The sequence below is a fragment of the Lacinutrix sp. MEBiC02595 genome (assembly GCF_053601555.1).
Genome location: NZ_JBSHNU010000217.1, coordinates 209,043 through 232,531, shown reverse-complemented (window position 1 = coordinate 232,531; position 23,489 = coordinate 209,043). Strand labels below are relative to the sequence as shown.

The window sequence follows — 23,489 nt, the reverse complement described above, 5'->3', positions numbered from 1 at the left end:
TAACTTTCAGAAACGCAAATTATTTTATATACGCAGCAAACAGCCGATTGGATTTTTTAAAACGCAAAATAAGTAAAAAACTTAATTATCTGATTATCTGCTTGTAAGAAAAATAACAATACACTTTAAATACAAAAGAGGTATTTCATCTAATATGTATAAAGTAATAGTACTACAATCTAAAAAAGTACTACTTTTATTGAGCTATTAATCAAGATTACGTATTTCCCTTTGTACCTAATCCTACAATCAAGAATTTCTTGAAAAGAAAAAGACTTGCTTTTATAATACCTAGCCTTAAAGCTGGAGGTGCAGAACGTGTGGTTACTACACTAACAAATCAATTAATTAATGATTTTGATATTGTTATTGTGGTTTTATATACGTGCAAACCATTTTATAATTTAAACACAAACATTAAAGTTGTGTTTTGTAAAGACGTATATAATAGTACTCCTTCTTTTTTTCAATCGATAACAAATCACTTCCAATTAATAAATACATGTAGAAAATTAATCGCTCAGGAAAAATCGGATGTTATTATTGGTTTTACCACTATCGCAAACATTTATAGCGTTTTGATAGGAAAGCAACTTAGAAAACCTACGATTATTAGCGAACGTATTCATCCGCAATTTGGCAGTATTAGTAGTTTTTGGGTAAAGGTTAGAAAATTTGTTTATCCTAAAACAGATGCTTTAGTGATACAAACCAAAGACATCAAAAACTACTTTACGAAACTGATTAAAGCCGATAAAGTACAAATTATAAATAATCCGTTAGCCGAAGAATTAGCAGAACAACGAAACTTAAATGCTACCAAAAACAACCATATTATATGTGTTGGTAGATTAGAACCGCAAAAAAATCAAGAGTTAATAATTAGAGCTTTCGGCAACATAGAAAGAAAGGACTACAAACTCTTATTAATAGGAGACGGAAACAAAAAGGAAGAATATAAAAAGCTTGCCAGCGAATTAAACCTAAAGGAAAGCATCCTCTTTATTGGTAACGTGAAGGATATTTCTAAGTACTACAATACTGCAAAAATATTTGTATTACCTTCTAATTACGAAGGTTTCCCTAACGCTTTAATTGAAGCTATGTATTATGGTTTACCTTGTATTGCGACAAACTGTCCTTCTGGCCCTTCCGAAATTATTAACGATGGCGAAAATGGTTTTTTAATTCCGGTAAACGATCAATTACACCTAGAAAAGAAACTCTCCTTATTAATACATAATACCGATTTACAAATTCAGTTTAAAGAAAAAGCAATAGAGAGCACCACTATATTTGAAGCAGAATTTATAGCAAACAAATGGAAAGAGTTAATTTATAAAGTTTTATAATAAAATGCAGCTAGTTAATTTATTACCAACTTATAAGAAGCAAGAAACGTCAAACTTTGAATATACGTTCACTGTATTTACTCCTATATATAATAGAGCAGATACACTAAAACGCGTTTTTAAATCTTTAAATGCACAAACTTTTAAAGATTTTGAATTGGTTATGATTAATGACGGCTCTAAAGACAATTCACATGAAGTTGCATTAGAACTAATAAAAACGGCAACATTTCCTGTAAACTACATAAATAACAAAGTAAATAAACACAAAATGGCTTGTTTTATGCAAGCGATACAAGTTGCAAAAGGAAAATTCATTTTACCGTTTGATTCCGATGATGCGTGTACTCCCGATGCTTTACAAGTGTTTAAAGACGAGTACGAGGCAATTCCTATAGAAAAACAGAAAAACATAAGCGGTGTAACTTGTTTATGCAACGACCAATTTGGTAATTTGGTTGGTGAGCCTTTTAAAACATCTCCTTATTATAGTAATACTTTTAAACAACAGATGGAGCAACCAAATGCTTCGGAAAAATGGGGATTTACTAAAACCGAAATTTTAAAAAACATTCAAATAAACAGTACTATTTTTTCTCGTGGCTATATACCAGAAGGAGTTATTTGGGAACTTATTGCAAAACAAGGCTTTGACACCAAATACATTAACACCACTTTACGAACCTATTATTTAGATACGGAAAATGCTATTTCTATTCAGAATCATAAAAATGATGCTTTCGGAATGGCTATTTATTCCTTATCTGTTATTAATTGGTATTATCAAGATTATTTATTTAAAAAACCAATGCTCTTTATGAAACGTGTATACACTTTATTAAGAGCTTCTCAATATTTAGAGTTTAGCTTAAAGGAATACCAGCAAGCCATACCAAGTAAATTATTGAAAATTGGTTTCACAATTGGCTGGCCATTAAAAAAACTATTATAAAAGGAATTGAAAGAAACCAACTACATACAAGCCCTTAAAAAAGTAATAAAAAATCCTACCGTAATTAATGTTATTACGGTGGCTATTATTAGCATTTTAGTTAAAGGCTTAGGTTTTTATAAAGAAATTATTGTTGCCGGCTCTTTTGGTTTATCTGAGCTATTAGATACTTTTTTTATTGCGGCAATGCTTCCTGGATTTATTAGTGAAGTGTTTTTAAATGCTTTTAAATCTGTATTTATCCCTAATTATATCGCCGAAAAAAAATCGACAAATAAACTTGGTGCATTTCAGTCTTCGAGCTTTATTATCACCTTAAGTATTGCGTTACTATTTATTGTTATCTCCTATTTATTTACCGATGTTTTTTTAGAAACCTTTTTTGAAGGTCATACGCCAGACTACTATCATTTAATAAAAACGCAATTATACTACTTACTACCTTGCATACTCTTTTGGGGATTCGCTTCTTTATTAAGTGGTTTACTCAATATATATGATGAGTTTAGATACGCGTCTATTTATCCCGTTTTTACATCTATTGCTATGATAGTTTGTCTTTTGTTTTTTAAAGAACAACTACAAGAAAAAGTGCTTGCAGTAGGAATGCTTATTGGTAGTATTACCCAATTCCTCTTTTTACTAGTTGTTGCCATTAATAAAAAAATAATAAAAATTGCGAAACCAGACTTTCAAGGTTTACATACGCAAACCATGTTTAAACAGGTTCCTGCAAAAGTATCTTCTGGTTTTTTAACCGGACTTATTTCTGTTACAGATCAGTTTTTTGCGGCACAATTAATTATAGGATCTATTGCCGCTTTAAATTACGGATTGCGTATTCCTGCTTTCTTTACGGCAATTATAGTTATGGCTTTAGGGAATGTGCTTCTGCCCTATTTTTCAAAATTAACTTTAACCAATAAAGACGAAGCATTTAAAACGTTATACTATATTTTAAAACGTTTATTCATTGGGTTAATAGTAGTAAGCGTTGTGCTTATATTCTTGTCGGATTTTATTGTGGAATTATGTTTTGAACGCAACGAATTTTCTTCCGAAGACACTAAAACAGTAGCAAATATTCAACGTATGTTTTTAATTGGTTTGCCTTTTACTATCTGCGGAAACATTATTGTTCGATTTTTAACTAGTATTAATAAAAATGCTTTTATGGCATATATCTCCTTTGCAACCGTTATCTTAAATATTATTTTAGACATTGTTTTAATGAAATATTATGGCGTTTTTGGTATCGCTTTATGCACCGCATTACTGCAAATGTTTAGAAGTTTAGTATATTTAAAGTACACTACAAACCAGCAAAAAGTTTTAGCTACATGAAAGAAATTCTAAAACATATCATACTTGCATTAACCATATTAAACCTGCCAACATTTGGTTTAATATCGTTTAATCCTGCGTTAGGTTCTTTAGCTGCAGCACTATCCTTAGTGTCCCTAGCATTGTACTACTTTTTTGTTAAAAAAAGTAAACCATTACTCGCTTTATTACTTATTGGAATACTCTACTACTCCATTTCCGGATTCAGTTTTTCTGGAGAGTTAAGTCTGTTTATCAAAGATATTTTTAGGTACTTTCTATTTATTCTATCCGTTACCGAAGTGGCAAAAAACACAACCAACGGAGAAGCCTGCTTTTATCTCGTTATTGGTGCTATAAGTGTCATATTAAATGCATTGGTTTTTTCTGACGAATATGGTAGATATGCTGGTTTTTATATCAATCCGAATCGTGCAGGATTAGTTTGTATTCTAGGATTTGCCTTCACCTATAGATTAGCCAATAAGAAATATAAAGTAATAGCACAATTAATATGTACTTTGGCAGGAATTGCAACCCTTTCTCGTTATTTCTTAATACTATTATTACTCGTAAATATCACCTCTCTTTTTGCAAACAGAAAGAATATTATCGGTTTAATGGTTGGTGCAATTGGTATTGTAATCATAATTAACACACCTGCTTTTAATCTAAATAAAGATCGGTTTGATGCACTTAACAGCTTCTTTAGTGAAGGAGAAGTAAAAACCACAACGATAACCAGAGAATCTAGGCAAGAAACTTGGGCGCTGTATACCGATGCTATTGTAAACAATGCTATAATTGGTAATGGCTACGGATCTATGCAAGGACATCAAGGCGATACTGTAGGTATTAAAGTTGGTGTGCATAACACCTATTTAATGGTTTTGGGAGAAGCAGGAATACTTCCTTTTTTACTCTTGGTCATATTTTACGCAAGTATGATTTTTAAAAGCTTAAGATACTTTACGACAAACCCAGAATACCTCTATTTAGCCTTAATTATGGCATCCTATTTAATGGTTTCCCATAATTATTTTTATAACTATATCATTCTATTTTTTACCATTTGGCTATACACAAGGTTTAGTTTGGAGAAAGAAAAAGAAGGAAATTTAATAACAGAATAACTATGTGCGGTATATACGGATCAACCATAAAATACACACCTGCGCAAGTGAAAGACAAACTTGCAAGAACCTCTTTTAGAGGACCGGATGCGACGCATTATACCTTTAATGGCAAAAATGAAAACATCATTTTCGGACATAATAGATTATCCATTATAGATTTAGACCCTAGATCGAACCAACCGTTGACCTATAAGCACATTCATATTGTTTTTAATGGAGAAATTTATAATTTCTTAGACATTAAAAAACAACTTCAAACTAAAGGATATACTTTTAATACCACAAGTGACACCGAAGTGCTTTGCGCAGCATATTTAGAATATGGCGAAGCTTTTATAAACAAGCTAAATGGGATGTTCGCCTTTGTTATTTACGACGAAAAAGAACAGCGTTTATTTGGTGCTAGAGACCGCATGGGACAAAAACCATTCTATTATTACTTGGGTGAAAATGGTTTTGAATTTGCTAGTCAGATTTCATCTATACAATTACATAATACCAATTTATCCATTTCTAGTAAAGCGATTTCGCAATATCTCACTTGGGGAAACATTCCGGATCCTCTTTCTATTTTTAACGAAATTCATAAGCTAAAAGCTGGTTATTCTTTCACATTAGATTTAGCCAGTAACACCTTTAAAAAATCGCAATATTGGGATATTTCCAGCAACAATAATTCGTTATTTACAGGAAGTTATGAAGATGCAAAACAAGAACTTTCCTATCTAATTAAAGATGCTTCCACCATTCGATTATTTGCAGATGTTCCGGTTGGCGTTTTTCTTTCCGGCGGAATTGATTCTTCAGCTATTGCAGCCTTAGCATCTAAAAGCACGAATAGTAAAATAAAAACATTTTCTGTAAAGTTTAATGAAAAAGGCTTCGACGAAAGTAAATATGCAGCACGAGTAGCAAAACATTTAGATACCGAACATCATGTTATTGATTGTAATTATTCGGAAGGTTTAGATTTAATAGAAAACTTTAGTGAATTTTATGATGAACCTTTTGCCGATGCTTCCGCAATACCGTCCATGCTATTAGCAAAGCATACCCGAAAACATGTAACTGTAGCACTTTCTGGTGATGGTGGTGATGAGAGTTTTATTGGCTACACACGTTATAAATGGATGAAACAAGTAGCTCCGCTTTATGCGATTCCTTCCGGATTAAGAAAATTTTCAGCAAATCTTATAGGAAGTCTTCCACATTACAAATTAAAAACGATTGCTAAAGGTTTACAACAGGATTCTTTAGACGATTTATACTTGGCAATTAGTAGCGGCATTGATAATTCTTGGCTTCAAAACGTGAACGATTACACGAATGTTTCCGAAGTAAAATACTTAAAAGAGTCTAATAAAAATCTGTTAGAACGTATTTCAGATTTCGACTTAAAAACCTATTTAAATTGGGATATAAACACCAAAGTAGACCGAGCAACAATGGCATATTCGCTAGAAGCTCGTGCGCCACTTCTAGATTATAGAATCGTAGAATTTGCGCGTTCGTTGCCAACCGGTTTTAATTACCAAAAAAATAATCAAAAACGCATTTTAAAAGATGTGTTGTATGATCATGTGCCTAAAGAAATGTTTAACAGACCAAAATCTGGTTTCACAATGCCTTTCTCTAATTGGTTTAAAACAGATCTTAAAGATTTTGTACTAGACAATTTAACAGAAGATACGCTAAAACAAATACCAAATATAAATGTGAAAGAAGTACAATTACGTATCCAGCAACATATGGATGGTTCTTGGAATAGATATCCGTTAATCTGGAAATTACTAGTGCTTAAACAATGGTTAGATAAAAACGGAAATTCTTTTTCTATAAAATAATGAACAACAAAAAGATTAAAATAACATTTGTAATTCCGTCACTAGCTGCTGGTGGTGCGGAGCGTATCTTGTCTTTTGTAGCGCAAAACATAGATAAAGTCAAGTTTCAACCTACGTTATTAGTCGTTGGTTTTGAAAAAGATACGGTATATGATGTACGCAATCTAGATGTAATTTACTTGAATAAAACAAGAGTATTAAAAGCCGTTTTTGCAATTGCAAAGCATTTTAGAACCCAAAAACCACAAATTGTAGTCAGCTCTATTTTTCATTTAAACACCATGATCGCATATCTATCCATTTGTTTTCCAAAAATAAAATTTGCAGCAAGAGAAGCTAATGTTTTAAGTGTATTGGCGCAACATGATCGAGGAAACAGATTGAGCTTTTCTAAAAAAATCATCGTAAAAGCATATACATTGGTCGACTGTTTAATTTGTCAATCCAAAGACATGCAAGAAGATATGATGGCTAATTATGGTGTTGCAAAAAGCAAAACGGCATTAATAAACAATCCTATCACCTTTAACGCCGTACCCAAAACGATAACTAGAGATACTACTAAACCGCTTCAAATTATTACTGTTGGCAGATTAAGTAAAGAGAAAGGTCATGAAAGAATTATAGAGGTATTATCTAAATTAGAGTTTCCTTTTCATTATTTTATGATTGGCAATGGCAATGAAAAAGAAAATATTGTACATTTAATTCGTTCCAAAGGAATTGAAAATCAAGTCACTCAAATAGATTACACCAAAAATGTGGAAGATTATTTGAGAAAAAGTGATATCTTTTTACTTGGTTCGTATTCGGAAGGATTTCCTAATGCATTAATAGAAAGTTGTGTCGTTGGTACACCAATTATTGCGTTTAATGCGCCAGGAGGAATTAATGAAATTATTCAACCAGGAAAAAATGGTTTTATTATAAATACAGTAGAAGAATGTGTTCAGGAATTAACCAACCTTAATACGCACTTTTTATTTTCCCCTAAAACTGTAAACCAAATAGTTGTAAACAACTTTAATAGCAAAAAAATTATTAATCAATACGAAGCACTTTTTATTAAACTAACCACGACCTATGCTATTTAACTCCGTAGAATATCTAATATTTTTACCTACAGTTTTTATACTGTATTGGCTGCTTAATAAAGATCTAAAAAAGCAAAACATATTATTGTTAGTTGCCAGTTATTTCTTTTATGCATATTGGGATTGGACCTTCCTTTCCTTAATCATTTACAGTTCTTTTATAGATTATTATATCGGAATTAAAATTTACGAAACTACTTCCGCGAAAGCGAAAAAGAACTGGTTACGACTCAGTTTAGTCTCCAATTTAGGACTTTTAGCTGCTTTTAAATACTTCAACTTTTTTACCGATAGTTTTGCAGAAATGATGCTACTATTTGGTTGGCAAGTAGACCATGTTACCTTAAATATTATACTTCCTGTAGGAATTAGTTTTTACACGTTTCAAACCTTAAGTTATACTATCGATGTTTATAGAGATAAACTAAAGCCGACAAAAGATATTGTAGCCTTTTTTACGTTTGTTAGTTTGTTTCCGCAATTAGTTGCAGGACCAATTGAAAGAGCTTCTAACCTATTACCACAAATAGAAAACGTACGAAAGTTTAAACAAAAATGGTTTCACGATGGTATTTTTCAAATTGCTGTAGGTTTATTCCGAAAAGTTGTAATTGCAGATAATTTAGGAGTTTATGTAGATTCCATTTATGCGAGTCCAGATGTACATAATTCGAGCACATTATTACTTGCTACCGTATTTTATTCCTATCAAATATATTTTGACTTTGCAGGATATTCAGATATTGCCATTGGTAGTGCAAAACTATTAGGATTCCGATTTAACCAAAACTTTAATCTGCCCTATTTTTCAAACTCTATAGCCGATATTTGGCAACGTTGGCATATATCACTATCCTCATGGTTGCGGGATTATTTGTATTACTCTTTAGGTGGAAGTCGTGGTACAGCCCTTTTCACCTTTAGAAACTTAATGTTAACCATGATTCTAGGAGGATTATGGCACGGGAATAGTTGGAATTTCGCGATCTGGGGAGCCATTCATGGATTGCTACTTGTTAGTGAAAAAATTATATTCACCGTTTTAAAAATCAAAAATGCAGGTTGGTTTGGTTACATCTATCCGTTTTGTTTGGTACTTATTTCGTGGGTTTTCTTTAGAGCAAAAGACTTTGAAGCTGCAGGAGTAATCGTTAAAAAGCTAATTTTCTTTGATTTTAAAGTTCCTTTTATTGGGGACACGAACGCTATTGCTACAGGTATATCCATGCTTCTAATAGGTATGTCTTTAGACCTTTACTTATTTAGATCGAAACAAGATTTAGAAACTTTAGGTCGTAAACTTAGTCCAATAAAACTTGGAGCAGCTGTTTCTTTAATCATACTTCTTATTAGCTTGTTTTACTCTACGTCTAATAACTTTATTTATTTTCAATTTTAAATGTTATGAATAAAAAACAAATCATACAATCCACAAAACTTATAGCTTTTATCATCGTTTTATCTTTTGTAGTAGATAAAATAGCATATTTTACAATAACTAAAATTAGTGATACCGTGTATTCTGGTCAGGCAATTGGTAAGCTAAACCATTATTTATCCATAAAAGACACAACGAAACTTATTGTTTTTGGGAGCTCTAGAGCGAATCATCATATCGATGTTAAAAAATTAAATGAATCTAGTTTTAACATGGGAGTCGATGGTAAATTTATAGCATATAGTGCCACGCTAATTAAACTACTTCCTAAAGATGTAAAGCAAACTGTAATTCTTCATGTAGATCCAAATGTTGCATATAGAGAACACTACAATAGAGAGGAAACAAAAACCTTAATGGTGAAGTATCATACCAATGATATTATAAAGAAAGAACTTATAAGAGCCGATTTAACGAATCCTTTACAAGAATTTTATTGGTGTGTAGATTATAATGGTTTGGCTTTAGGGATACTTAAAAATGCTATTTTCCCTAAGTATGATTTAGAACACTATTATGGATATGATCCTATGGAAATAGATGGTACGCAAAAAGAAATATTCCAAAAGATATTAGAACGTAACGACAGTATTGTATGTCGAACGGATTTAAAACTCAATCCGCTTTTTGAAACCTATTTAAAAGAAATAGATTCGTTTTGCACAAATAATAACAAAAGATTAATCACAATTACGACACCATTATATATAGATAAATGCCCGGAAGACAATGATGCATTAAAGAAAGTAATGGAAGATTTACATATTGAATACCACGATTATAGCCACTTTTTTGACAACGACAATAAACCAGAATACTGGGCAGATATTGCACACATGTCTAATATAGCTTCTGAGATTTTTTCGGAAGCATTAAGTAAAGATTTAACTATTGATGACTAACAAAAAAAATATTTCCCTATTTGTATCTTCTATTGGTTTTGGTGGTACAGAACGCGTAGTTGCTAGGTTAGCAAATGAACTTGTAAAATATTATAATGTTACTTTAATACTTATCTACAATAACATAGACTTACCTATTCATGAAGACGTTAACGTGGTTCGCTTGTCCACAAAAGAAGAACATTACGACAATTCTTCCCTTTTCAAATTAGGTAGCTTTCTATTAAGTGGTTACAAATACCCAAAAATAATTAAACAACATAATATAGATATTAGTGTTTCCTTTTTAATTAAACAAAATGTAATTAATGGGTTTACCAAAATGTGGAACCCAAATCTAGAAACTATTATTAGCGAACGCTGTTTTCCTTCTAAAACCTATGGTGCATTTGGGAAACAATTAGTAAAATATTTTTACAATAAAAATACGAGTCTTTTTTCTAATTCGGTGCATATCAATTCCGATTTACTAGACAATTTTCATGTAAAAACGCCAGCACATGTAATTTACAATCCAATCTATACCCTTCAAGAAAAGCCTGCTTTTTTAAGCCATTCAGAAGAAAATAAACCTTTTCAAATAGTTGCTGTAGGACGCTTAAATCCGGTGAAAAATCAGAGAAGCTTAATAGAAAGTATAGCACTTATAACAGAAGAAATTGCTTTAAATATTTATGGCGTTGGGGCTTTAGAGGAAGAACTAAAAGCACTTACAAATACTTTAAACCTTAATGATATTGTTAGTTTTAAAGGAAATAGTGAAACTATAAATAAAGAAATAGTAAAACATCATTGTCTAGTATTAACCTCTCTTTCTGAAGGATTTCCAAATGTAATTCTAGAAGCTATGTCACTTGGTGTCCCTGTAATTGCTACCAATTGTATGTCTGGACCATTAGAATTATTAAACGATAATGAAGAAATCCAAATTGAAACAGGCGATTTTTATAAAGCGAAATATGGATTACTAGTAAATGTTGACGATAACGAAGGTATAGCGAAAGCAATTACCTATTATAAAAATAATAATTCGATAAGAGAGAATTACAGTAATTTAAGTTTTATAAAGGCAAAACAATACGATATCTCTGTAATAGGAAAACAACTTAAAAAATTAATAGACTCGCATTTATGTGTGGAATAAACGGCATAATAAGTAGAAGTGGTACACGTGAAGAGATAAGCAATTCATTACAAAAAATGAATCAGTTAATCTATCATCGTGGTCCTGATGAAGATGGTTTTTGTATTGAAAATCATGAGCAATCCATCATTACTATGGCCATGCGAAGGCTTTCTATTATTGATTTAAGCACAGGAAAACAACCCATTTATAATGAAGATAAAAGCATTGTTATTGTATTTAATGGCGAAATTTATAACTACCAAGTTTTAAAACAGCGTTTAGAAAACCAAGGCGTTACTTTTAAAACCAAAAGTGATACCGAAGTAATTCTAAAACTTTACGAAACCAACGGAGAAAGTAGCTTTGCCGAACTAGATGGTATGTTTGCTTTTAGTATTTATGATAAAAACAGAAGTAAGGTTTTTATAACGCGTGATTTTTTTGGCGAAAAACCTCTGTATTATTATCAAGACAAAGAAAATTTCTTTTGGGCTTCAGAGTTGAAATCTATTGTTAATAATCTAGATAGTAAACCAGAAATTTCTAAAGAAGGCTTAAACCTATATTTCAGATTAACCTATACTCCTGCTCCTTTTACTATATATGAAAACATTTTAAAATTGGAAGCCAATCATTATATCGATTATGATTTAAATACGAATAACTTTCAAATACATAAGATAAATACCATTAAAACCGAAAAGCAAGATATCGCTTTCGCGGAAGCAAAAAAGGAACTCAAAACCCGAATGCTAACCAGTATTGAAAGTCGTTCGATAAGTGATGTTCCGCTTGGTACCTTTCTTTCAGGAGGCGTAGATTCTTCCATTGTGAGTTTAGGATTATCACAAATGAACAATCAAAAAATAGATACGTTTTCTATCGGATTTGATAAAGCATCGTTTGACGAAACCGACAAATCGAAACTCGTTGCCAAGATGATTAATAGTAATCATCATGAGTTTATTATTTCAGAAAAAGACATTGAAAAAAACATTCATGAAATTCTGCTAAATTTCGATGAACCTTTTGCTGATTCCTCGGCATTACCAACCTATTTGGTAGCGAATAAAACAAGAGATTTTGTAAAGGTGGCTTTAACTGGAGATGGTGGAGATGAAGTTTTTGGCGGTTACAACAAATATTATATTGGTAAACTAAACAGCAAGTATACAAGTGTGGTTCCTGCCTTTCTGCATAACGCTTCCAAAAGTGTTTTAAACAAATTACTGACTACAAAAGACGATAATAGAGGAAAACGTTTTAAGCTAAAAAAGGCTGTAAACGCAATAAACTACAACAACGAACATTACTGGAATATCATTTCATTAGGATTTTCTAACGACACAGAAAAGCTATTAAAATCGGATAGCATTCAGTTAAACCCTTTTAATTATTACAAAGAGAAATCTGGAATTGCAAAACCAAAAACCGTTCATGAGTATCGCGAAATAGACCGTCATATAAGTTTAGAAGGCGATATGTTGGTAAAAGTAGATAGAACAAGTATGCTTAACTCTTTAGAATGCAGAGCGCCATTTTTAAATAAATCCCTTTGGGAATTTGCTAATAGCTTGCCAGAAGATTATTTACTAAAAGGGTACAGCAAAAAACACATTTTAAAAGAAGCTTTTAAAGACGAGTTTCCGGAAGGTTTCTTAGAGAAATCTAAAAAAGGATTTGTCGTTCCGGTTGGAGATTGGTTACGTTCTGGCTTAAAACAAGAATTAGAAAGCTATATAGAAACTAAGTTTTTAGAAAAACAAAATCTATTTAACATAGACTATATCCAACAATTGGTGCATAATCACTTAACAGGAAAAGAAGATAATAGTTACAAAGTTTGGACCTATTATACCTTTCAAAAATGGTATATGAATTTGTACAACTAATTAACCTCTGTTTTATGCAACTTCAACAACTTCCCAAAATCTGCATCATAATGTTGCGGCGTAAAAGCACCACAACCAGATTCTGCATGAAAGGTTAATTCTCCAAAATAAATTTTATCGTTTACATGGTAAAAATCTACACGTAGATAACAAAAGTCTTTAGCGAAAATTTCCCCCAAAGCAATCATTTTATCATAGAGTTTCGGTTTTTTTACTTCGCTTCCACTTTTATAAACCCATTGTAAATCCATTAAATTCCAATCTACATCATACAAATTACGTCGGTGGTTTTTCTCTCTATCAATATCTACTTGCGTAAAAACAAGTTTTCCGTTAAAATAATGCATTTTATAATCAAAAGGAATTTCGCCACTTTCATCCATTAACAATTCTTCAACGACTACTCTACGCTCAATATTTTTGTATTGCCACTCTTTATATCTGTAGTAATAATTAATATTTAAAAACTTAGAAAGTGTATTTTGCACGTTAATCCAATTATGCTTGGTTTTATCTCTAACTATAATGCCGCCTGAACTATCGTGATTGGTTTTTATAATAAATGGAAAATCCGGTAAATTCTCCGGAACAATATATTTAACATTTTTTGTTTCTAGCACTAAAGGAATCAGATACTCTTCCCCTATTTTTTCTTTCACATATTCTCGAACCTTATATTTATCAGCACTAATAGTATGTAAAGATGTTCTATCATTTAATTTTAACCATTGAAGTTTTTCGTTAAAAGTCTTCGGGTTTTCTAAATCTGGAGCATAGCCCAAATTCTTTATAAACTCTCTTTTAATAACGGTTTCATCGGAAACTAAGGCATAACGAAAATATTCGTATACATTTTTAAATGGCTGAATAACTGTAAAACCCAATCTTGTATTATGGTATATGTTAGATATCAATTGCTTCATTTTAAGCTTCCGTTTTTATTTTAGTTACATCTAATAAATTTCCTAATTCCAAATCATATTTCTCTGGATGAATAGTTTCTAATCCGCTACCATGATGAAAAGTAACCTCTCCAAAGTAAACAGTACCTTCAAAATCGTATACATCTATTCTAGCATAACAAAAAGGCTGAGACAGCTTTGTTGCAACGTCTAGCATTTCATTTAAATTCTTCGGTTTTTCTAAATCTCTTCCATTATCCCAAAGCGGCTTACCATCATTCCACAAAGACCAAGTATACGGCAACAAATTCCAATCAACATCGTATAAATTTCGCTTATGATTCGTGTACCTATCGATATCTACTTGAATAACTTCCACTTTCCCATGAAAACAATGTATTTTATAATCAAAAGGAATTTCGCCAGCTTCATTTACCAACAATTTTTCCCCAATAACACAAGGTTTTATGTTTTTATACTGCCATTCTTTACCTGAATAGTAATAATTTTTGCTGAGCAATTTCTTAAAGTGCTTTTGCATTTTTTTCCAATCTACAATTGCTTTATCTCTTACAATAGTTCCACCAGAACTGTCGTGGTTTGCTTTCATAATAAATGGAAAATCAGGAAAACTAGAAGCTTTTACCTCTTCAGCATTATAACTTTGAAATACTAGCGGAATCAAGTACTTAGCACCAACAGTTTCTTCTACATACTTTCTAACTTCAAACTTATCTGCACAAGTGGTATGTAAAGCTGTTCTATCGTGCAGCTTTAGCCAATTAATTTTTTCATTTAAGGTTTTAGGATTGTTTAAATCTAACGATTTACCAAAGCGTTTTTTAAAGTTTTGTTTTAAAAACGTGGCATCGTCTATATAATGCGATCTGTAATAATGATGCAATTCTTGCACAGTATCGATTATATTTTTTCCAATCCAAGTATTATGGTATAAATACTTAGCAATCTTTAACATAAATAGCGTTTTGTCCATTCTAAAGTAGAACAAATTTTAGTAAACAAAAAACTTATCTTATTTTAGTTGTAAATTTATTCCATGATTAAAAAAATCTGTCTTGTTGGTGGCGAAGATGTCCATAAACGCATATCCTTATCTAGCTATCTTAAAGATGCCGGTTTTCAGGTTACCATTCTTGGTACAAGCTCTCAAAAATTCCCAGATTACATTAATTATGTACCCTATAATTTAGTGCGAAGCTTCTCGCCTACTGCCGACAGAAAAACATTAAAATGGTATAAGAAATTTTTTACGAAAAATGAATTTGATGTCATTCATACCTTCGATACAAAACCCGCTTTTTTACTCCCAATAGCATTAAAAAAAACAAAAACACCAATAACAAGAACCATTACCGGATTAGGAACAATTTTCATGTCTAACAACCTGTCTAGCTTCTTTTTAAGAAAGGTCTATTACACGCTTCATCGAAGCGTGAAACATCGGGTGTTTAGAACTGTTTTTCAAAATTACGACGATAAAAATTTATACCAATCACACCAACTAATAACCGATAAAAACTTCAAATTAATTTTTAGTAGCGGCATTGAATTAAAAAATATTAATAAAACTGCAAAGCGAAATAACACGCCTTTTACATTTATTTGTGTTGCTCGTTTGGTATACGAAAAAGGAATTATAAATCTTTTAGAAGCTGCTAGAATTTGTAAAGATAAAGGGCATAATTTTAGAATACTACTTGTTGGTCCTTTAGAAGAAAACAGCAAACGATTAAACCAAAACATACTAGATCAATACCAAGATATTGTGGATATGTTAGGAAGCAGAAATGATGTTTTTGATCTTCTTTTAGCTTCGGATGCTTTCGTATTACCAACCTTTAGAGAAGGTTTTGCAAGAGTACTACTAGAAGCTGCTGCAGTTGGATTACCTATGGTTGCTACAGATGTTACAGGAGTTAGAGAATTTGCAAGACACGAAAAAGAAGCTTTATTAGTAGAAGTAAAAAACTCGGAAGCACTTGCAAATGCGATGATACGATTAGCTACCAATCAAAAATTAGCCAATGAATTAGCCGAAAACGCATTAAAACACGTTGAAAAGTTTAGTTTAGAAAATGTTTCTAAGCAATATATTAATATCTTTAACGAAGCTATTAATCACAAAATATAACGAAAATGAAAATCCCATTTTCTCCTCCTTACATTAACGACAATGTAATCAAAGAAATTACCGAAGCCTTAGAATCTGGATGGATTACCACAGGACCAAAAGTAAAAAAACTAGAAGAACTTGTTAGCTATTATACCAAAGCGCCCAATGTGCTTGGCGTAAATTCTGCTACTTCCGGGCTCATGCTTGCCTTAAAATGGTTTGGTATTGGCGAAGGTGACGAAGTTATAATTCCGGCATATACTTACGCAGCAACCGCTTTAGCAGTTATTCATGTTGGCGCAACACCAATAATGGTGGATATTGAAGACGATTTTAATATTTCATTAAAAGGAATTAAAGACGCAATAACAGAAGACACAAAAGCAATAATCCCTGTAGATATTGCAGGCTGGCCTTGTGATTATGACGCTATAAATACTTTAGTAGATAATACTAGAGATCTGTTTCATCCAACACACGAAAATCAAGAAAAATTAGGAAGAATTGTAGTAATTGCAGATGCTGCACATGCCATTGGCGCAGCATATAAAAATAAATTTGTTGGAGCAACCACAGATATTACGGTGTTTTCTTTTCATGCTGTTAAAAACGTGACTACTGCTGAAGGTGGCGCCATTTGCTTAAACTTACCTAAACCTTTTGTTAACCAAGAAGAATATAACTACTTACGCTGCCTTTCTTTAAACGGACAAACTAAAGATGCATTTACAAAATCTAAAGCTGGTGGTTGGAGATACGATATTATATATCCTGGCTTAAAAATGAACCTTCCAGATTTACTTGCCGCTGTTGGCGTGGCGCAATTACCAGAATATTTTGATTCTATTTTAGATAAACGAAAAGAGATTTTTACTTATTATCAAGAGTATTTTGCCACAAAAAATTGGGCAATCCTTCCTCCTTTTCAAAATGATGAAAAAATATCTTCTTGTCACTTATACGCTTTACGAATCAAAGATGCAACAGAAGAACAACGCGATGCTATTATAGATAAAATCGCTAGAGAAGGAGTTGCAGTTAATGTACACTTTCAGCCATTGCCATTATTGAGTTTGTTTAAATCTTATGGTTACAAAATCGAAGATTACCCAAATGCTTTTAATAATTATAAAGCAGAGATATCTTTACCTATTTATCCGCAATTAACAGAAGAACAGTTACAATATATTGTAAGTACAATTACCAATGCTGTAGAAACCACACTATGATAAAACGTTTGTTTGATTTATTTTTTTCACTATTTGGCTTGGTAATATTATTCCCAATATTATTGGTGATTGCTATATTCATTAAACTAGAATCTAAAGGTTCTATTTTTTACAGACAAACACGAGTTGGTAAAAATAGTAAAGATTTTAAAATCTTTAAATTTAGAACCATGTTTGTAGGGGCAGACAAAAAAGGACTATTAACACTTGGCGACAACGATTATAGAGTAACAAAAGTTGGTTATTTTTTAAGGAAATTCAAACTAGACGAAATGCCACAACTCATTAACGTGCTGCAAGGAACGATGAGTTTTGTTGGCCCGAGACCGGAAGTCCGCAAGTATGTAGAATTCTATTCTAATGAAGATTGTGAAATACTACAAGTAAAGCCAGGAATTACAGACTATGCTTCTATTGCTTTTAGAGACGAAGCAGAACTTTTAAAGGATACAGATAATCCTGAAAAACTTTATATTGAAGATATTATGCCAAAAAAAATCGCTTTAAACAAGATGTATATTGATAATCCTTCCGTGTTTACAGATATTAAAATCATTATGAAAACATTTCTAAGCATTTTAAAATGAAACTGGATCAAGGACATTTAGTGGTTTCTTTAGACTTCGAATTATTTTGGGGTATTTTTGATGTTCGCTCTTTAGAAAGCTACAAATCGCAATTAGAAAAAGTTTCCGAAATCATTCCTAGATTATTAGCATTAAGCGACGCATACAATATCCACCTAACCTTTGCTACTGTTGGGTTCTTACTTGCTAAAAACAAAGAAGAGTTAATTCGGTTTAGCCCAAAACTAAAACCTAATTATAGTAATTCTAATTTTAGTCCCTATAGATTATTGGATGCTATTGGCAATAATGAAATAGAAGATCCATATCATTATGCAACCTCGTTAGTAGAAAAAATACAACAAAATGGCAACCATGAAATAGGAAGCCATACGTTTTGTCATTATTATTGCAACGAGTCCGGACAAACAGCAGAACAGTTTGAGGCAGATTTATTAGCGAATATTAATATTGCAAAACAGCATGGAATTACGATTAAAAGCATGGTATTCCCAAGAAATCAAATAAACGAAACGTATTTAAGAATTTGTGCAAAACATGGCATTTTAAGCTACCGAGGAACGGAAAGCCACTGGATGTATAACACGAATGACACCGAGCTACTGGGTAAAACAAAAAATAGGATTTACAGATTGTTAGATACGTATTTAAATATTTCTGGACATAACACGCATGACTTACAAATGCAACATGGTTTGATAAATATTGCTTCTAGTCGATTTTTAAGATCGTATAGTATGAATTTAAGTTTTTTAGAAGCCCTAAAAATTAAGAGAATAAAAAGAGGGATGACCTATGCTGCTAAACAAAAGCAAGTTTATCATTTATGGTTTCATCCGCATAATTTTGGAGAAAATACAGAACAGAATTTCAAAGGCCTAGAAGAACTTTTTGCCCATTACAACATGCTTAAAAGCACATACAATTTTAAAAGTAAAACCATGGCGGATTTGGCAATTTCAGCAAGACATTAACTAAATAATATTCTATAGTTAGTCTCTTCACCTACTACATAATAGCAATCCGAATCTAAACTCTTAATTTCAAAAATACGTATATCTGAAATAGCTTCCGGTTTCTTGTATAATTCGTCATAAATTATAGCTTTTAAAAAAGAGAAATCAGCATTCTTCAAATCTATTAATTGCATAGAATTTGTATCTTCTTTTACTTCTGACTTTTCAATAGTATATTTCCTTCTTGCAACTACTTCCGCTTTCTTTCCTTTTAATAAAAACTTAAGTTTTACATATTTTTCGTTAACATTCTTATCTCTTAAATATTGCTTTAGCGCATATTTAGATTTTATAAATTTTGCTGTCGTAGACGCCACAATACTTTTAGAATCGTATAAAATGTGATTTTCGTAGGTGTATTCTTTATTAGTCCATCTATTTTTATATTCGTATTCTCCTTTCGAAAAATCATAAATAGTATATCCGTTATCAAAACACCAATTAAATAGTTTGATTATTGTGGTATGTCCTAAATTAAATCGGTAATAATCGGTATCAAAAGAAGTAATTGCGTAAAACATGGTGGTATCCGAAAGAAAACTAAGAGAAACTCCGATGGGTTTATCGCCATTACTAATTGTTATTAATAAAGCGCGTTTTTCTTGAAGCATCTGAAAGATTAAATCATAGTAATAATCCCAAGTTTCCAGTATGTCATTATCTTTTTCCAATTCATTAAATCGCTTGGTAAGTAAAGACTTAAAACCATCCATGATAACCTGATACGCTTCTTTTTCAACACCTTCATTATAAATGGAATAACGAATATCAAAACATGCTTCAAGTCGTTCTTGGTTTCGTCTAAACTTATATCTTGTATTCGATTTAAACTGACTTTTAGCAAAAGCATCATAACTTTCAAAAGCATCTAATTCTGCCAAAAAACCTTTGTACTGCCCTACTTTATAGATTTTTAAATCGGAAGCATTAGGTGTTTCCAAATTAAAATAAGACGGCACATCATGCATTAAAAAAGCTTTTCCCTTAAAATCTTTTTCTTTAGGATCGACAACATAAGACATACCATTGGTTATGTTTTTACCAACATTATAGAACAAAGGAAGCATACTACTTTTCACAAAGGTAACATCCTTAATAAACTTAAAATTTAAACCTGGTTTTGAGGCATTAAAATACTTGGACCAAACTGTAGTAAAGGTCTTGGAAACAAATGGGTTGTTTTTCATAAAATGATAAATAGCTTGCACTAAATTATTACTTAAAAAGAATATATCCTAACCAATCGCCTCTTTAAAGGACGAAAATAATAAGCTGTAATATTATATTTTGTATATTTAACATAATCTATAACAGATTATTACATACAACCTCCTTCATGATATTGATTTAGCAAAAAATTATTAAAAAAAGTAGACTATTGGCATATTAATTAATTAAGCCTAAAGCGTGTTTAAATCTAGATAAATCTTAATACCTTTATTAATTAAATCAAAGAACGTTTAAATGGGTTCTTTGTCGTATTTTTTTGATTTATACTCTAAAAACAACAATATTTATATGGCTATTAATGAATCTAAACTGAATTCTAAAATCTGGTTATCTCCACCTCACATGAGTGGACACGAACAAGAATTCATAACAGAAGCATTTAAATTAAATTGGATTGCTCCCTTAGGACCAAATGTAAACGGTTTTGAAAAGGATATTGAAACATATCTAGACCAAAAAAGTTATGCCACGGTTTTGAGTTCTGGCACAGCAGCAATTCATCTTGCATTAACCCTTTTAGGTGTTAAACAAGGTGACGAGGTGATATGCCAAACAAAAACATTTGTAGCGTCGGTAAACCCTGTGGTTTATTTAGGCGCAACACCTATTTTGGTCGATAGCGAAGAGCAAACATGGAACATGTGTCCTGTGTTATTAGAAAAGACAATAAAAGATAGAATTAAAAAAGGAAAAAAACCAAAAGCTATTATAGCTATTAATTTATACGGAATGCCATATAATGTAAATGAAATACAAGCAATATCTAATCAATACAACATTCCTGTTGTAGAAGATAGCGCGGAAGCATTTGGGAGTCAGGTTAATGGTCGAAAGTGCGGTACATTTGGTGATTTTTCTATTCTTTCGTTTAACGGAAATAAAATAATAACTACTTCTGGCGGTGGTGCTTTAATTTGTAAAACCGAAGCTTTAAAGAAAAAGGCAATCTTTTTAGCTACACAAGCAAAAGAAGACGGCATAGAATACGAACACAAAAGCATTGGCTACAACTATAGAATGTCTAACATTATTGCTGGAGTTGGCAGAGGACAAATGAAAGTTCTTGATAATTACGTAGCGTTAAGAAAACGAAATCACAAGCATTATTACAAGAAGCTACAAAGTATAGAGGCTATTACATTTCTTCAAGAACCAGAAGGATATAGCTCTAACAGATGGTTAACCTGTATTCTATTAGACACAAAACAGACAAGAGATAATTTACTAAAAGTATTAAACGACAACAATATTGAAGCAAGACCCTCCTGGAAACCTATGCATTTACAACCTTTATATAAAGACACTCCCGCATACTTAAACGGAGTTTCTAATAAATTATATGAAAAAGGTTTATGCTTACCAAGCGGATCTTGTCTTACAGAAGCAGATTTAAACAGAATAACAAAACTAATTATATCGTATTTTGATTAATTATAATGACATATTAAGAAAATTAACAGAGCGATACGCATCAAAATGGCTTGTACTATTGTTTGATTCTTGTATTGTACTCTTTACTTTCTTTATAGCGTATATCATTAGATTCAATTTTGAAATAGATTTTAATTTTTACACCTTTTTAAAACAACTTCCTTTTGTTTTTGCAGCAACCGTAATTAGCTTTTTAATGGTTAGCTCCCATAAAGGTGTTGTAAGATTTACAGGAGTTAAAGATGTTGTCAATGTGGTTATTGGTTTAAATATTTTGGCCACTATTTTAATTATTACCACCTATATAAGTAGAGAGTATAATTTTGATAGCGTTTTTGATATTCCAGGATCCATCATATACATTCATTTATTACTTAATATTTTCTTTATAATTGGTGCTAAATTTTTCATTAAACACATGTACAGAAGTCTGTTTCATGATTTTGAAAGTTTAAAAACAGTTCTTATTTATGGTGCAGGAAACTCTGGAATGATAACCTATGATGCCATTACCAACGATGCTAAAAGCAATATTAAGGTTTTTGGGTTTTTAGATGATAAAGATGGTAAAATCGGAAAAAAAATAAACATGCTAAATGTTTATAATCCAAAAAAAATAGATAAAGAATTTGTAGAAAAAAACAATATAGACGAAGTAATTATATCTATTCAAAGCATAGACTCGAATAGACTTTTAGAAATTTCTGGATCTTTCTTTGCATTAAACCTAAAAGTAAAAATTGTTCCAGATGTTCAACATTGGATTGATGGAGACTTAAGTATTGGACAAATAAAAGACATTAAAATTGAAGACCTTTTAGGAAGAGAGCCAATTAGAATAGACAACCCATTATTAACAGACGAGTACAACAACAAAGTACTTCTAGTTACGGGAGCTGCAGGTTCTATTGGTAGTGAGCTAGTTAGAAAACTTAGTATCTTTAAATATAAAAAGCTAGTAATTATAGATAATTCGGAATCTGCTTTATATGATTTACAACAAGAACTTAAAAGAAACAATATAACAAACGTTGAGACTATTATTGCAGACGTAAGAAACAAGCAACGCTTAGATCAAATTTTCAACACCTATAAACCGGAAATTATATTTCACGCAGCTGCTTATAAACACGTACCTCTAATGGAGAACAATCCATTTGAAGCAGTTAGCGTAAATATATTTGGCACCTACAACACAGCAGAACTTGCCATGAAACATGGTGCAGAAAAGTTTATACTAATATCCACAGACAAAGCTGTTAACCCAACCAATGTGATGGGAGCTACAAAGCGAATTGCCGAAATATGCATCTTCTGTCAGAAAAACATAGTAAAAGGAAAAACGAAATTTATAATTACAAGATTTGGTAATGTTTTAGGATCTAATGGCTCTGTCATTCCATTATTTAAAAAACAAATAGAATCTGGCGGACCGTTAACAGTTACACACAAGGATATTATTCGTTATTTCATGACTATTCCCGAAGCGAGTCAACTAGTACTGGAAGCTGCAGCAATGGGATTAGGAGAAGAAATATTTGTTTTCGATATGGGAAAACCAGTTAAAATAATCGATCTAGCAAAAAACATGATTGCCCTTTCAGGATTAAACTACCCTGAAGATATTGATATAAAAATAATAGGATTAAGACCAGGTGAGAAAATTTTTGAAGAACTATTAATAGATGGAGAAAACACAAAACCAACGTATAACGAAAAAATAATGATTGCTAAATGTAGAGATGTAAATGAAAATCAGCTAGAAAAAATAAAAAAATTACTACTATTAGATTCTACTTCTTCCAATATTGAAATAGTTTCTATAATAAAAGACATAGTGCCAGAATACAACCCTAACAACACCAAATACGATGTTTTAAACATAAAATAAACTTATAAAA

Annotated in this window: 19 protein-coding genes; 16 read left to right on the top strand and 3 right to left on the bottom strand. The window is 31.5% G+C overall.

The annotated features are described in order from the left end of the window. Positions 1-260: 260 nt before the first annotated feature. Genes ACVCZW_RS08755 through asnB (ACVCZW_RS08710) form a run of 10 tightly spaced genes read left to right on the top strand, consistent with a single transcriptional unit; the run spans position 261 to position 13,059 of the window. Complete coding sequence (locus ACVCZW_RS08755) at positions 261-1,352, top strand: glycosyltransferase family 4 protein (protein ID WP_452232180.1); 1,092 nt, start codon at positions 261-263, stop codon at positions 1,350-1,352. A gap of 4 nt (positions 1,353-1,356) precedes the next feature. Beyond that, positions 1,357-2,304, top strand: a complete 948-nt coding sequence (locus tag ACVCZW_RS08750) for a glycosyltransferase family 2 protein (RefSeq protein WP_452232179.1) — start codon at positions 1,357-1,359, stop codon at positions 2,302-2,304. A gap of 6 nt (positions 2,305-2,310) precedes the next feature. Next, a complete protein-coding gene (gene murJ / locus ACVCZW_RS08745) occupies positions 2,311-3,648 on the top strand; it encodes a murein biosynthesis integral membrane protein MurJ (RefSeq protein ID WP_452232178.1) in 1,338 nt (445 codons plus the stop codon). Next, complete coding sequence (locus ACVCZW_RS08740) at positions 3,645-4,760, top strand: O-antigen ligase family protein (protein WP_452230245.1); 1,116 nt, start codon at positions 3,645-3,647, stop codon at positions 4,758-4,760. The genes murJ and ACVCZW_RS08740 overlap by 4 nt, the downstream gene beginning before the upstream one ends. Before the next feature lie 2 nt (positions 4,761-4,762). Continuing rightward, positions 4,763-6,607, top strand: a complete 1,845-nt coding sequence (asnB, locus tag ACVCZW_RS08735; protein ID WP_452232177.1) for an asparagine synthase (glutamine-hydrolyzing) — start codon at positions 4,763-4,765, stop codon at positions 6,605-6,607. Beyond that, on the top strand, positions 6,607-7,701 hold the full coding sequence (locus tag ACVCZW_RS08730) for a glycosyltransferase (RefSeq protein WP_452232176.1): 1,095 nt from the start codon (positions 6,607-6,609) through the stop codon (positions 7,699-7,701). The genes asnB (ACVCZW_RS08735) and ACVCZW_RS08730 overlap by 1 nt, the downstream gene beginning before the upstream one ends. Then, entirely contained in the window at positions 7,691-9,100 is a 1,410-nt protein-coding gene (locus ACVCZW_RS08725) for an MBOAT family O-acyltransferase (RefSeq protein ID WP_452230248.1), read from the top strand. The genes ACVCZW_RS08730 and ACVCZW_RS08725 overlap by 11 nt, the downstream gene beginning before the upstream one ends. Before the next feature lie 5 nt (positions 9,101-9,105). After that, positions 9,106-10,041: a hypothetical protein gene (locus ACVCZW_RS08720; protein WP_452230249.1), complete on the top strand. Its 936-nt coding sequence runs from the start codon at positions 9,106-9,108 to the stop codon at positions 10,039-10,041. Then, positions 10,034-11,185: a glycosyltransferase gene (locus tag ACVCZW_RS08715; RefSeq protein ID WP_452232175.1), complete on the top strand. Its 1,152-nt coding sequence runs from the start codon at positions 10,034-10,036 to the stop codon at positions 11,183-11,185. Before ACVCZW_RS08720 ends, ACVCZW_RS08715 begins: the two co-directional genes overlap by 8 nt. Beyond that, positions 11,173-13,059 carry an asparagine synthase (glutamine-hydrolyzing) gene (gene asnB / locus ACVCZW_RS08710; protein ID WP_452232174.1) on the top strand — a complete coding sequence of 629 codons (1,887 nt, stop codon included), beginning with the start codon at positions 11,173-11,175 and terminating at the stop codon, positions 13,057-13,059. Before ACVCZW_RS08715 ends, asnB (ACVCZW_RS08710) begins: the two co-directional genes overlap by 13 nt. Here asnB (ACVCZW_RS08710) and ACVCZW_RS08705 read toward each other — a convergent pair. Both ACVCZW_RS08705 and ACVCZW_RS08700 read right to left on the bottom strand, forming a co-directional pair. Then, entirely contained in the window at positions 13,056-13,982 is a 927-nt protein-coding gene (locus tag ACVCZW_RS08705) for an ATP-grasp fold amidoligase family protein (protein ID WP_452232173.1), read from the bottom strand. The genes asnB (ACVCZW_RS08710) and ACVCZW_RS08705 overlap by 4 nt on opposite strands. Position 13,983: 1 nt before the next feature. Next, on the bottom strand, positions 13,984-14,937 hold the full coding sequence (locus ACVCZW_RS08700; RefSeq protein WP_452230253.1) for an ATP-grasp fold amidoligase family protein: 954 nt from the start codon (positions 14,935-14,937) through the stop codon (positions 13,984-13,986). 81 nt (positions 14,938-15,018) lie between these two features. On the opposite strand from ACVCZW_RS08700, the gene ACVCZW_RS08695 reads away from it, so the two are divergent. Genes ACVCZW_RS08695 through ACVCZW_RS08680 form a run of 4 tightly spaced genes read left to right on the top strand, consistent with a single transcriptional unit; the run spans position 15,019 to position 18,885 of the window. Beyond that, positions 15,019-16,113 carry a glycosyltransferase gene (locus tag ACVCZW_RS08695; RefSeq protein WP_452230254.1) on the top strand — a complete coding sequence of 365 codons (1,095 nt, stop codon included), beginning with the start codon at positions 15,019-15,021 and terminating at the stop codon, positions 16,111-16,113. 5 nt (positions 16,114-16,118) lie between these two features. Beyond that, positions 16,119-17,324, top strand: coding sequence for a DegT/DnrJ/EryC1/StrS family aminotransferase (locus ACVCZW_RS08690; protein ID WP_452230255.1), 1,206 nt, complete (start codon positions 16,119-16,121; stop codon positions 17,322-17,324). Next, a complete protein-coding gene (locus ACVCZW_RS08685; protein ID WP_452232172.1) occupies positions 17,321-17,911 on the top strand; it encodes a sugar transferase in 591 nt (196 codons plus the stop codon). Before ACVCZW_RS08690 ends, ACVCZW_RS08685 begins: the two co-directional genes overlap by 4 nt. Then, on the top strand, positions 17,908-18,885 hold the full coding sequence (locus ACVCZW_RS08680; protein ID WP_452232171.1) for a polysaccharide deacetylase family protein: 978 nt from the start codon (positions 17,908-17,910) through the stop codon (positions 18,883-18,885). Before ACVCZW_RS08685 ends, ACVCZW_RS08680 begins: the two co-directional genes overlap by 4 nt. On the opposite strand, the gene ACVCZW_RS08675 is transcribed toward ACVCZW_RS08680, so the two are convergent. Further along, the gene (locus ACVCZW_RS08675; protein WP_452232170.1) at positions 18,882-20,114 is read right to left on the bottom strand and encodes a GNAT family N-acetyltransferase; all 1,233 of its coding nucleotides are present in this window, start codon (positions 20,112-20,114) and stop codon (positions 18,882-18,884) included. The genes ACVCZW_RS08680 and ACVCZW_RS08675 overlap by 4 nt on opposite strands. A gap of 331 nt (positions 20,115-20,445) precedes the next feature. Between ACVCZW_RS08675 and ACVCZW_RS08670 the strand changes: the two genes are divergently transcribed. After that, entirely contained in the window at positions 20,446-21,588 is a 1,143-nt protein-coding gene (locus tag ACVCZW_RS08670) for an aminotransferase class V-fold PLP-dependent enzyme (RefSeq protein ID WP_452230259.1), read from the top strand. Further along, positions 21,581-23,479, top strand: coding sequence for a polysaccharide biosynthesis protein (locus tag ACVCZW_RS08665; RefSeq protein WP_452232169.1), 1,899 nt, complete (start codon positions 21,581-21,583; stop codon positions 23,477-23,479). Before ACVCZW_RS08670 ends, ACVCZW_RS08665 begins: the two co-directional genes overlap by 8 nt. The last annotated feature ends 10 nt before the right edge of the window (positions 23,480-23,489 follow it).